The following is a 12771-nucleotide window of genomic DNA, read 5'->3' as shown; positions in this document are numbered from 1 at the left end:
CCAGCAAGGACACGATTTAAATCACAGCGATGGCTTCTACTTCAAACAAAGCCCCACGCGGCAAACTGGCTACCCCCACGGTTGAACGAGCGGGATAAGGCTGTGGCACATAGGTTTGCATGATACTGTTCACGACGCCAAATTGGCTTAAGTCGGTTAGAAAAAGGGTAAATTTAACCACTTGTGCCATCGAGCCACCGGCTTGCTCGATTACCGCTTGAAGATTCTGAAAAGCACGGTGAACCTGCTGCTCAAACCCAGACACTAATTCCCCAGACACGGGGTCCAGACCAATTTGGCCGGAAGAATAAAGGGTTGTACCAATTTGAATCGCTTGGCTGTAGGGCCCAATCGCGGCGGGAGCACCCTGACTATTGATAACGACTTTCTCCATTTTCTTTGTTTCCCTATAACATTGACCCACGAATGGTATACGATCAGCGCACTCTGATTTTAAATGACTGAATTGAATCCTAAGCCCAAAAACATCCTTTACTCAAAAAACTCAAGGTTATTTTAAATATGCCGCTAATTTAATTAGTCAAAATGGATTTAAGCTATGCGGTCTTTCTCATTCTTCAAACAAAAAACCAGTCATCTAGAACATACGACGCAACGCTGGGCCATTTTGGCCCATTGGGGTTTATCATTCATCATTTTCTTGGTTTCCGTTACGCTAACTGGCTTATCTTGGCAATGGACTCGGCAACAAACGATCCACGAAATACAACGTAAAGTTGATGAACAAAGTAATCTAATCGAAACATCAACCAAGGTAAGGCTGCAACAGATTGAGCAATTAATACGCAGCACAAACGCTTGGCTAAATGACAAAAATCAATTAACAGAATCAATCTGGGCAACTTACTGCAAACAGCTTGATCTAGAGCGGCTTTTCCCTGGCATACGGCGTTTTGAAATTATTGACATTACCAATCAAGGGGAGCATCAAGGACTTATTAACTATGGTAACTTTAGCGTTAGTCAAAGTTATGGCTTCTACGGCGTTCCTGCTAGGCAAATTGGTGAGCAGCTTAATCATCACCCTGTTTGGAAAGACACGCTAGAACGCAGCATCTTCAATCAGCAACCTGTTATTTCTGGCCGTCTAGATCTACCAACCTCTTATGGCACCGGAGAGGCTATCGCTGGCGCAGTCATGATATTGCCGGTCTTCAAGTCGACCCAGACCCCAACAGGGGCACGTCGAACCGCCATTTACGGTATTGCCCTTACCTTTGAGGTTGCCGGAATGCTCAGTAATTTGTTGGACAATAGCAATGGCAAATTTATCGTTGAATTATTTGATGAAGAATTTTCACGACAACTTCCTCCCAGCATTTACAGTACGCATAAAGAAGAAGAGTTAACTCTAGTTAGAGCTGAGCTTTACCTGCCAGTGCGACAAGTTTTTGCTTACCGAGCAATCGATTTAGGTGATCGCCCCTGGACGATTCGGGTTTCGCCGAGTCCCGTACTTGCTAGTAGACGAGGATTTTATGGCGAACATTGGATACTACTGATTGGGATAATTATTAGCGCAACACTGACAATGTTAACCCATATGACCTTACGTAGTAGTCGCGCTCTTCAAAAAACGTTTGCGCGGCTGATTCAACACGATCCGCTAACTGATGCGCTAAACCGGCGCGGTCTTATTCAAACCTATCAAATTGAACTCGCCATTAGCAAGCGAGAACATAGTTTCTTATCGCTAGCCCTGATTGATATTGATAACTTTAAATTAATTAATGACAAATACGGTCATCCAACTGGGGATAGAGCTTTGGTATTGATCGCAAAGACACTCCGCAATTCTCTACGAACGAATGATCGTCTGGCCCGCTATGGTGGGGAAGAATTTATCGTACTGATTCGAGGGGATGCACACATGGCTGCTCAAATCATAAATAGAGCGCGCGAGAAATTACAGGGAACTCCTCTTAATGTCTATGGAAAACAATCTCTCTATATGACCTTCTCTGCAGGTATAGCAACGCGCAACGAAAATGAAGAATTTGAGTCTCTGATTGAACGTTCTGATGAAGCTATGTACACCGCCAAAATCAATGGTAAAAACCAGATTGTAATTGCAAATTAAATAGGCAGTCCGCCATCTAATTGCCATGAGAACGTCAAACCGTTAGATTAAAAAACCACGTGCCCAAGGGAATCAGAACTTTCACTTCTTTCGGAAAGACGCATCGTTGACATTTCATGCTAATGTTGCGCCAAGATGACTGTCTCTGTTAGCCCCATGCCTCGCACTGCGATTCAAAAACCCAGCAATTTTTTCACGGCAATGACGCGCTGGATTCGGCGTCGCCCAAATTGGGACATGGGTTTGGGTAACCCAAGCCATGGCGCTGCGCCAACAGATGACACCGTGTTTGACCCCCAAATCCCTGAGCTGGGGGGCAATAGCATTATCGAAAATACGGTTTATATTGAAAACTTAGCCCTGGTCGATGAACGCAAAGACTTACAAAGTCAAACCAAGCGCCTGCGTGAAGAAATTCAGCGCCTGAAAGCCGTGATCACGCATCTCGGTGAACGACGTACTAGCTTGCTTCAAGAGCGAGAAGAGTTAGTCCAAACGACCAAAGCGCAGAAACTAGAGCTCGAAACTGAGATAGCGAACCTGCAACAGACAGTCGCACAGCAAGAGAACGTTTTAATGCAGCTACAAAACCGCAGCGAGCAACTTCATGCGGAGCGCACTGAATGCATTGAACAACGACGCGCAGAGCTAGATAAACTTAATCACAGCATTACCCACCTTGAGCAACAGATCACGGAAAGCCAAGCTCTCCTTGCCGATATTGAGCCTTTGCGCCAGTTATTGGAACAAAAGCAAGGAGCGCGTTATGAGTTGCAACAAAAGCTCAGTGAACTGGATGCGATGCTCTCTGCGCTGAATCAACAAATTGACGATAGCACGCAGGCTCAACTCACGCTCAATCAGCAACTCGAACAGCAACAAGCCAGCTTAGATGCGATAGAACAAACACTGGCCGCAACAGCAGAACGACAACAAGCGCTCGCCCAACTGCAAGCTAATCGAGAAGCAGAGCTGGCTCAAGTGCAAGCCCAGCTCCTTACTGTTGAAGACACACTGCAGGCAAAACAAACCGTGTTGCTCACCCAGCAAGATACCTTAGCCGCCTTACAGGCACAGATAGAATCACAGGAAGAAGAAAAATACACGCTTGAAGCCCATCAACAGACACTTGCAGAGCGTTTATCGACCTTGCGGGCGCAAACCAGCGAGCAACAACTCAATGTCGATTATCAGCAGAGCCGTCTGTCGCAGAGTGACGAAATCTTCAGCCCATTGACCTTGCAACTCGAAACACAGAGCCTGCAAACCGCCGTTGAAGAGGGCCAAACCATCATTACTCCACGCCGCATTATAGGGAGTAGTCTGATCCTGTTGCTGTGCCTTGGAACAGGACTCTACCTCTGGTTTAACCAACTCCCTGAACGGTCCATGCTCCCCCTATTCGGCACTGGCAACCCACCTCCCGCCGATGTCGTGCAAACAACGCCTGCAGTAGCAGAAACGCCGATTCTCAATGGTGAATTACAACTCACCTATGAGCTCAGCCCTGCTTCGCAAAAGAAATTAATAGCACCCAAAAAGACGGGTACGACGCCACCACCGCCCAATAAACTTCTATTGCCGGATACGCAACCCTGATGCTTATGTTTTATGCTCCGCTGCTGCGTGCAAGTAAGTTCAGCTTATTTTGTTTCGCCTGTCTGATTATCGCCGCCTGCCAAAGTCCCAATACGCCTGTTCAAGCGCCGCCCTCAACACCGCCCAAGCCAACGGCGACGATAGAACGCCCCATTAAGATTGGGCTGGCCTTGGGCGGGGGCGCGGCCCGAGGCTTTGCCCACATTGGTGTCATCAAAGCCCTCGAAGCACAGGGAATCATTCCAGATATCGTCGTCGGCACAAGCGCGGGGAGTGTCGTTGGCGCGCTGTATGCAGGGGGCTATAGCGGCTTTGAGTTGCAGAAAATTGCATTGCAAATGGAGGAGAGTGAAATCGGCGACTGGACACTTTCCCTGCGGGGTATTTTACGGGGAGAGGCCTTACAAAACTTTATCAACAAGGCAGTTCAGCAGCGCCCCTTAGAAAAGCTGAGCAAACCATTTGCGGCCGTCGCTACGGATCTGAAAACCGGTGAAATGGTGATTTTTGAACGCGGCAACACGGGTATGGCGGTTCGTGCTTCCAGCGCTGTCCCCGGGGTTTTTCAGCCAGTCATGATTCAAGGAAGAGAATATGTCGATGGCGGCCTGACTAGTCCTGTGCCTGTCAGAGCGGCCCGTAAATTAGGGGCCGATTTTGTCATCGCCGTTGACATTTCCTCAAAGCCACAATACGCCGAAACAGGGGGGTCATTGGCCAATCTACTGCAGACTTTTACGATTATGGGACAGTCAATCAGCCAATACGAGCTCGCCGATGCCGATTTAGTGTTACGGCCTAACTTACGCAGTGCGGGAACGGATTTTAACGCTCGTCACACTAATATTCTGGAAGGTGAAAAAGCAACACAGCAGGCGTTGAATGAACTTCGGCAAAAACTGCAAGCCAAGCGACAGCGGCCTTAATCAGCAACCTTCAAGCAGCCTGCAGAAGCAACCTTAGCGAGTTTCAAAGCCATTGAGCGCGGCGGCAGCGCGTGCTGCCTCCTCCTGACTGGCTGCCGCAGGAACGATACGACGCGCCCCATTAAAGCGACGCTCCCAGTAAGGTGTTGTCATATCTTCAATCCGCACACTACTGCCGCTGGATGGCGAATGAATGAACCGATTGTTGCCAAGATAAATGCCGACATGAGAAAACGTACGGCGGAGTGTATTAAAAAAGACCAAGTCCCCCGGTTTAAGCTGATCTACCGCCACTGGCGCGCCAACCTGGCTTATTTCTTCTGAGCGGCGGGGTAAGGACATGCCTAACGTTTCCCCAAAGACCCAGCGCACCAACCCGCTGCAATCGAAGCCAGTTTCAGGCGTATTGCCACCAGAGCGATAGGGCAACCCCAGAAAAGACATCGCCCGCAACAACACATCGCCAACGCGGCTGGTTGCTTCCTGGAGATAGGTACGGTCTTTAGCAGGCTCTTCAGCAGCGCTTGCCGCATCAGGAAGGGAAAGGGCGATAACACAACATAACGAACAGAGTAATTGGCGTTGCCAAGGACGCTGCAACAGCGCAGGATGAACAATGGCTACGTTACCTTGCCCGACTTCGTGCATAGCGACCTTTCTACAAATAACAGATTGGAAATAGCGAGTTCGGGCAGCTGGCCCGCTCACAATTCGTTTTGCCGCAGTTAATGTCATCCTTATTAACTGCCGCGAATTTATGTGAAAAAGTCCACATTGTCAAAAAATACTGATTATAAAATCAACAAATCATGGCTTTTTTTACCATTTTTCTTATTATTTTCCCCTGAACTGCCGTAAAACGCCCTTAGGGGGCTGCCTTTAGGGGCTACGTTCATACCAGCCCTTAATTTAACCAAAATGCGTCCAAATAAACCGATGACTCAGGCCGACACGGATAAAAAGCGGGTATTGATCGTGGATGACTCTAAGATCGTTAGAGCCAGCCTGACTAAGCATTTAAAAGATCGATTTCTCGTGCGTGAAGCAGAAAATGGCGAACAAGGCTGGGAAGCGCTTTTACTCGATCCAGGCATTCAGGTTGTCATCTGTGATTTGATGATGCCAGTTATGGACGGCTATGCCTTGCTCGATAAGATTCGCTCATCGAAGGTAAAACGCATTCGCACCATCCCCTTTATTGTGATCTCCGGGGCCGATGATGATGAAAATAGTCAGCTCGAGGCCGTTGATCATGGTGCGAATGATTTCGTTTCTAAAAATGCGGGCGCGATAGAATTATTGGCACGCTTGGAAAGCATGCTAGAACTCGGGCGAACCCAGCGCGCACTGAGCGAGAGCCGCGAAGCGCTATCTAAAAATGCCGCCTTTGATCCAATCATGCAGATGGCGACGCCGCATTTCCTCGACATGCAGCTCGATATGATGTGGTCTTTTGCCCGCCGGCACAACACCGACATTGCCCTTCTCTGCATTCGAATTGATCGCCCCTCATTGGGTCAGCAAGCCCAAAACCACAATTTATTCAGCAAATTGGAAGTAGCGATTGGTGAACTCCTTGGGAAAACCGTGCGCAAAGAAGACTGCGTCGCCAGAACCGCCGAGGGCGAATTCAATATTGCGGCAGCTGGGATTACCCAGCAGTCTGCAGAAGCCTTTGCGCAGCGGCTCTTACATGCACTGGCCAAGGCCGATCTGAAAAAATTCGGCAATGATGTCAATTTATCGATCAGTATTGGGATTGCCTCACTCCGGCATGATCGTGTCAATACCCTCTATGAGCTGCGAGCCCTGGCCCATGATCGGGTTGAGGAAGCACAGAAATTAGGGGGCAATCAAATCCAAAGTCTGCCTAATGGCAAGCATGAGCTCCCCCCTGCCCTAGAGACACAGATTATTAACGCCGAGAAGGCGGTAGAATTGCTTAACGGTGGCGAACTCGGTCTTGTGTTGCCTCATGTGGAACGATTGCGCCGTGAACTGCACCCTCTTCTCCAACTTTTTGAACAACTCCATTGAGCTTTAGCCTCTATAAACTGCTGGGCAGTCTGCTGCTCCCTCCTGCCAGTTTGCTTTTATTGGTCGCACTCTGCCTCGCCATGAGCATGATCACCTCAGCGCGCCAGCGAACCTGGCAAGCGCTAGCGGGGCTGCTGCTGTTGCTGCAACTGGCCTTGAGCACGCCATACGTCGGCCAACAACTACTGCGTAGCCTTGAAGACCCGCGCTACTTGATTCCGCCATCCCAATTACAGGCAGTGAAACAAAGCCAGGTGATTGTTGTGTTGGGCGGCGGACAACATGAATACAGCCCTGAATACCAGGCAGGCATGCCAAATCCCGCTTCTTTAGTGCGCTTACATTACGGGGCATGGTTACATCGACAAACCCAAACTCCCTTGCTATTAAGCGGGGGACGGGTCTTCAACGAGCGTGAAAGCGAAGCGGCTGCCATGCAATATGCATTGCAAAGCACTTACAAGCTCCACGCAAAATGGCTAGAAGAAAAGTCACGAAACACGGACGAAAATATCGCGTATCTCTCACCCTTACTAGCACAAGCGGGCGTTAAGCGAATCACCCTCGTCACGAGCGCTTATCACATGCCGCGTGCCCTTCGTCTGATGGCACCCTATGCGCGTGAATATGGCTTCACGGTGATTCCGGCAGCCACACAGTTTTATCGTGGGCAACCAACAGCGCCCACAGATTGGATCCCAAGCGGAATTGGCATGCGCTACAGTCAGATCGCCTTACACGAATGGCTGGCCCTGGCGGGCCTGTGGTTACGAGGGAAATAGCACAATGCTGTCATGTCAGCAGGGCTGAGTAATGCCCACACCGTTCGGCATGGGCATATCAATGAGGTAATCACTCACCCCACTGTGGCTAAGGCTTAACGCCTGCCCAGGGCGTTAGCCACAGTTAATTGGGCAAAGAGTGAGGTTTACTCCTGCATGCCACCAACAGTCTGACTAAACCCGCCGTCAACATACATTACCTCTGCGGTGACACCGCTGGCCAATTCAGAGAGCAAGAATGCCGCCGCGTTTCCGACATCCTCAATCGTCACGTTGCGCCGTAATGGGGCATTTTGTTCAACAAAATCAAGAATTTTGCCAAAGCCTTTGATCCCACTGGCTGCCAGCGTCTTGATTGGCCCGGCGGAGATTGCATTAACTCGAACCCCACGGTGCCCCAAGCTTTCGGCCAAATAGCGCACACTGGCTTCCAAGCTGGCTTTGGCTAAGCCCATCGTGTTGTAGCTCGGAATCATACGCATGGCACCGAGGTAGCTAAGGGTTAGCAAAGCAGCCCGGTTTTGCCCATCCGGTCCCTGCAGCAAGGGCAAGGCTGCTTTCGCCATCGCTGCAAAACTATAGGCAGAGATTTCATGGGCGGTACGGAAACCTTCGCGCGAGAATCCTTCCAAGAAGTCTCCTGCAATCGCTTCCCGTGGCGCATAAGCAATCGCATGGACGATGCCATCCAAGCGCTGCCATTTCTGCCCCAACAAGGCAAATAAATCGGTAATCTGCTGATCATCGCCCACATCGCATGGAAAAATCAGGTCCGATCCAAACTCGGCGGCGAATTCACGAATGCGGTCAACAAAGCGCTCGCCTTGATAGGTAAACGCCAATTCGGCTCCCTGCTGGCGACAGGCGTGCGCAATGCCATACGCAATTGAGCGATTGGATAACAGCCCAGTAATTAAAATTCGTTTGCCTGTTAGAAAACCCATATCAATCCTTTTTCTGTGTTTCTGTAACAATAATCCGATCACAGCTAAGACACCACCCGCGAAACCGTCGCTTAAACAGCCGCTGCCTCTCCGGTCAACCAGAGAAAATCGCTTGAATTCGGAGTAAAGGAAGGATTATACGATTTCGCACAGGTAGAATTTATCTTTATTGTCACTTTGCCATGTCATCCCCCCATTGCAATCTGACATCAGCTCGATCACTGTCCTCTTTTTAGCAATATAGGGAATTGTTTATGTGGTATCAAATTACCGCGTTGCTGTCTTTGACGAGATCATTCCTGGCTGGGCTGATGCCGCGCCCACCCTTACGGCCAAAATGGCCACTATGGTTGGTAAGCGTGATCGCATTCAACGCCGCACCGGGCATGGCGAAGACACCTGGCATATTACCCACCCCAGCTGCGACACATGCTATTTCACTCTATGGCACGCCAAAGTATGGCCCCGATTTTCGCCACTTCGATTACGTCAATCCGCAGGCACCAATGGGGGGCACACTCAATGCACCTGCACTGGGTAGCTATGAAAAATTCAACCCTTTTATCCTCAAAGGCTTGGCTGCGGATGGATTGGGTTACCTGGTCTTTGAAACCTTGGCGGTGCCCGCATTGGATGAACCCGATACCTTATATGGTTTGCTGGCCAAAGCCATTATTCCGGCCCCCGATGGTCTGTCTGTGACGTTTCAACTGAACCCTGCCGCGCGTTTTTCCAATGGCGACCCCGTCACAGCACAGGATGTCAAATACTCATTTGAACAAATCACCAGTAAACAAGCTGGGCCCATTTACCGCCAAGTTTGGGCCGATGTAAAACAAATCGTGGTAATCGATGCATTGACCCTGCGTGCCGACTTCAAGCGCAAAAATCATGAACTCAAAATGACGATTTGCCAAATTCCGGTGTTTTCGGCGAAGTGGGGGCAAAGCGCCGAGCGCGGCGAAACCGCAAAACTCGCCCGCAAACCATTTGACAAAATCATCACAGATTTACCGATTGCTTCCGGGCCTTATCTCATCGAATCCTATGATCTTGGCAAAACCGTCACCTATCGACGTAACCCAAATTATTGGGGCAATCAACACCCAACGCGGGTGGGCATGTTTAACTTTGAACGCATCCGCTATCGCTATTACAAGGACACCTTGACCCGGATGGAAGCCCTTAAAGCTGGCGAAATTGATCTCATCCAGGAGAATTCATCGAAAAACTGGGCACGTTCACATCAAGGGCCGAAATGGCGTAGTGGAGAACTGATCAAAACCGAATTCGCCCACAGTAACAGTGCTGGCTGGCAAGGTTTTGTGATGAATCAACGGCGACCGCTGTTTCAAGACATCCGAGTCCGCCAAGCATTATGGTTGGCGATGGACTTTGAATGGATGAACCGCCAATTATTTTTCAACCTCTATCGACGTAGCCCCAGTTACTTTACGAATACAGAACTCGCGGCACAAGGTTTGCCGAGCACCGAAGAAATTGCGCTACTGCGCCCTTTACAACAGCAATTTCCTGCGGAGTTTGCTGCCCAGATACTTAATAGCCCGGTTCCTGTCCCGCCCACGACCCTCGCCCCCAACTCGCTGCGTGATAATTTGCGTTTAGCCAAACAACTGCTCGCGGAAGCAGGTTGGCGTTACTCGAACGGCGCGCTGCGCAACGCCGAGGGTATGCCATTTAAATTTGAAATGATGCTGGCGGACCGCATGCAAGAACGAGCCTCGGCCCCCTACGCCCGCAATCTGGAGAAACTGGGTATTACCATGAGCTATCGCGTCATTGACGCAGCGCTATATCAGCGTCGGCAGGAAAATTATGACTTTGATATGACCTGGGACGCGATGGCAGGCTCACAGAGCCCAGGGAGCGAATTGATCACAAACTTTGGTAGCGGTAGCGCACTCCAACCCGGTTCAAGTAATTTAATCGGGGTGCAAAGCAAACTTGTCGATGCCCTGATTGAGCATGTCCTGCAAAGCAAAAACCGCACTCAACTTATCACCGCCTGCCGTGCGCTAGACCGCGTATTGCGCCATGGTTACTATATCGTTCCTCATTTTTATAGTAATGTGCATCGTGTGTCTTTTCGCCAAAGTCTCGCCCAACCCGCTGCCTTGCCACGTTATTACCGTATTGAAGAATGGTCGGTGTTAACCTGGTGGCATAAGCAATCAACCGCCACGCCTTGATTATGTTGCGCTATATATTAAAACGACTGCTACTGATCATTCCGACATTGATTGGGGTGCTACTACTGACCTTTACCGTGATTCAATTTGTTCCAGGTGGCCCAGTCGAACAAATGGTTAGTTATTTACGGGGCAAAGGCGCTGGCGGCAGTGAGGCTGGCGGCGCAGCCCAGAGCGTCTACCGTGGCCAGCAAGGGGTTGATGCCGACAAAATTAAAGAGATTCAAGCTCTCTATGGGTTTGACAAACCAGCACCTGTGCGTTTTTGGCAAATGCTAAAAGATTTTTCCCGGTTTGAATTAGGCACCAGCTTCTTTCACCATAAAAGTGTATGGGCTTTAGTGAAAGAAAAACTGCCGGTTTCGATCACCCTCGGGATGTGGACGCTGGTCTTAAGTTATCTACTCTCAATTCCCTTGGGGATTGCCAAGGCAGTGCGCGATGGTAGCCGCTTTGATACCTTAACCAGTCTGCTGATTCTAACTGGCTATGCAATTCCGGGCTTTGTCTTAGGCGTTATTTTGCTGGTGCTATTCGGTGGCGGGAGTTTCTGGCAGGTATTCCCGCTGCGTGGCTTGACTTCCGATAATTGGGAAACACTCAGTTGGACTGGTAAGGTACTTGACTATTTGTGGCACATCACCTTACCTGTCACCGCCTCTGTTGTTGGCAGCTTCGCGGTAAGTACCTTGTTAACCAAGAACACGTTTATTGAAGAAATCCGCAAACAATATGTTCTCACAGCCCGCGCCAAAGGGCTCTCTGAACGTGAAGTGCTGTACAAGCATATTTTTCGTAATGCGCTTTTACCCATCTTAACCGGCTTTCCTGCTGCCTTCATTGGGGCGTTTTTAAGTGGCAGCTTACTCATCGAGACGCTGTTTTCATTAGATGGGTTAGGCTTGCTCTCCTACAACGCAATCATGCAACGTGATTATCCGGTCGTCATGGGCACGCTCTATATTTTCACGCTGGCAAGCTTGTTCGCCAAACTGATTACTGATCTGTCGTACATCATTGCAGACCCTCGTGTCAAATTCGACGGGGTGCGCGCATGAGTACGCTTTCACCGGTCAACCAGGCAGCAAACCCCCACACCGACCAAGCAAGCCTTGGCTCAACTACCGTCGTGACAGTGAACAAACGCCAAACACAAACACCGCGCCAACAAGCCTGGCAGCGCTTTAAACGACACCGTCTTGGGTATTACAGCTTAATCATCTTTAGCGTCTTGTTTGGCCTTAGCTTATTCGCAGAGTGCCTCTCAAATGATCGCCCATTGCTGATCCGCTACCAAGGAGAATGGTATTTTCCCCTCTTTAAAGATTATTCAGAACAAACCTTTGGAGGCGACTTTCCTGCCCCTGCCGATTATCTTGATCCTTTTATTCAAAGGCAATTTGAACAACCGGGTAATTGGGCTTTAAATCCGTTAAATCGCTATCGCTACGACACCCTCAATTATTTTGCGAGTGCCCCCAACCCCGCCGCACCTTCTCTCGACAATTGGTTGGGAACCGATGATCGCGGACGCGATATTCTGGCAAGGGCACTCTATGGATTTCGTCTGTCAGTCTTATTTGGCCTGGCGTTAACCGTGATCGGGGTATTACTAGGCGTGTTAGCTGGGGCTATTCAAGGGTATTTCGGGGGCTGGGTCGATTTATGGATTCAACGTTTTAGTGAAATTTGGGGCTCACTGCCCGAGCTTTACTTGCTCTTGATTTTTGCCTCCATTTTTCAACCCAGTGTTTTGCTGCTATTACTCTTGCTGTCGCTCTTTGGCTGGTTAACGCTGGCTGACTATGTGCGGGCTGAGTTTCTGCGTAACCGCAACTTGGATTACGTGCGTGCGGCGCGCGCACTGGGATTGTCTAACCGCCAAATCATGTGGCGCCATATTTTGCCCAATAGCCTGACCCCAGTGGTCACCTTCTTACCGTTTCGCATGAGCGTCGCGATTACAGCGCTAACCAGCCTGGATTTCCTCGGTTTAGGCGTGCCCCCGTCGACCCCGAGCTTGGGTGAACTATTGGCGCAAGGCAAAGATAATTTAGATGCCTGGTGGATTGGGTTAACCGCATTTAGCGTCCTTTTTATCACGCTCCTGTTACTGGTTTTCATTGGTGAGGCGCTGCGCGATGCGCTCGATACCAGAAAGCAGCATTAGTT

11 protein-coding genes are annotated in these 12771 nt (G+C 49.8%); 8 read left to right on the top strand and 3 right to left on the bottom strand.

Features of this window, described 5'->3' with window-relative positions:
* Positions 1-16: 16 nt before the first annotated feature.
* On the bottom strand, positions 17-394 hold the full coding sequence (locus DU000_RS00670; protein WP_114401441.1) for a Rid family detoxifying hydrolase: 378 nt from the start codon (positions 392-394) through the stop codon (positions 17-19).
* Positions 395-559: 165 nt separating this feature from the next.
* Between DU000_RS00670 and DU000_RS00665 the strand changes: the two genes are divergently transcribed.
* The 3 genes from DU000_RS00665 to DU000_RS00655 all read left to right on the top strand — a co-directional run bounded on the left by DU000_RS00665 (position 560) and on the right by DU000_RS00655 (position 4626).
* Entirely contained in the window at positions 560-2101 is a 1542-nt protein-coding gene (locus DU000_RS00665) for a sensor domain-containing diguanylate cyclase (protein ID WP_114401440.1), read from the top strand.
* A gap of 135 nt (positions 2102-2236) precedes the next feature.
* Positions 2237-3700 carry a coiled-coil domain-containing protein gene (locus DU000_RS00660; RefSeq protein ID WP_147266944.1) on the top strand — a complete coding sequence of 488 codons (1464 nt, stop codon included), beginning with the start codon at positions 2237-2239 and terminating at the stop codon, positions 3698-3700.
* 5 nt (positions 3701-3705) lie between these two features.
* Positions 3706-4626 (top strand): patatin-like phospholipase family protein, encoded by a 921-nt coding sequence (locus DU000_RS00655; RefSeq protein ID WP_114402035.1) that lies wholly within the window; start codon positions 3706-3708, stop codon positions 4624-4626.
* A 33-nt stretch (positions 4627-4659) separates the two neighbouring features.
* Here the strand turns inward: DU000_RS00655 and DU000_RS00650 are convergent, their stop codons facing one another.
* Positions 4660-5274 carry a C40 family peptidase gene (locus tag DU000_RS00650; protein WP_114401438.1) on the bottom strand — a complete coding sequence of 205 codons (615 nt, stop codon included), beginning with the start codon at positions 5272-5274 and terminating at the stop codon, positions 4660-4662.
* Positions 5275-5544: 270 nt separating this feature from the next.
* On the opposite strand from DU000_RS00650, the gene DU000_RS00645 reads away from it, so the two are divergent.
* Both DU000_RS00645 and DU000_RS00640 read left to right on the top strand, forming a co-directional pair.
* Complete coding sequence (locus tag DU000_RS00645) at positions 5545-6663, top strand: GGDEF domain-containing response regulator (RefSeq protein ID WP_114401437.1); 1119 nt, start codon at positions 5545-5547, stop codon at positions 6661-6663.
* 80 nt (positions 6664-6743) lie between these two features.
* Complete coding sequence (locus tag DU000_RS00640) at positions 6744-7445, top strand: YdcF family protein (protein ID WP_147266943.1); 702 nt, start codon at positions 6744-6746, stop codon at positions 7443-7445.
* A gap of 146 nt (positions 7446-7591) precedes the next feature.
* Here DU000_RS00640 and fabI read toward each other — a convergent pair whose 3' ends face one another.
* Positions 7592-8389 carry an enoyl-ACP reductase FabI gene (gene fabI / locus DU000_RS00635; protein WP_114401435.1) on the bottom strand — a complete coding sequence of 266 codons (798 nt, stop codon included), beginning with the start codon at positions 8387-8389 and terminating at the stop codon, positions 7592-7594.
* 359 nt (positions 8390-8748) lie between these two features.
* Here fabI and DU000_RS00630 point away from each other — a divergent pair, with 359 nt between their 5' ends.
* Genes DU000_RS00630 through DU000_RS00620 form a run of 3 tightly spaced genes read left to right on the top strand, consistent with a single transcriptional unit; the run spans position 8749 to position 12769 of the window.
* Positions 8749-10599, top strand: coding sequence for an extracellular solute-binding protein (locus DU000_RS00630; RefSeq protein ID WP_240001747.1), 1851 nt, complete (start codon positions 8749-8751; stop codon positions 10597-10599).
* 2 nt (positions 10600-10601) lie between these two features.
* Entirely contained in the window at positions 10602-11657 is a 1056-nt protein-coding gene (locus DU000_RS00625; protein ID WP_114401434.1) for a microcin C ABC transporter permease YejB, read from the top strand.
* The gene (locus tag DU000_RS00620) at positions 11654-12769 is read left to right on the top strand and encodes an ABC transporter permease (RefSeq protein WP_114401433.1); all 1116 of its coding nucleotides are present in this window, start codon (positions 11654-11656) and stop codon (positions 12767-12769) included. Before DU000_RS00625 ends, DU000_RS00620 begins: the two co-directional genes overlap by 4 nt.
* The last annotated feature ends 2 nt before the right edge of the window (positions 12770-12771 follow it).

It is taken from the genome of Parvibium lacunae (assembly GCF_003335215.1).
GTDB classification, from domain to species: Bacteria; Pseudomonadota; Gammaproteobacteria; order Burkholderiales; family Burkholderiaceae_D; genus Parvibium; species Parvibium lacunae.
The sequence above is the reverse complement of the archived record's forward strand: the minus strand, read 5'-3'. Positions and strand labels throughout refer to the sequence as shown.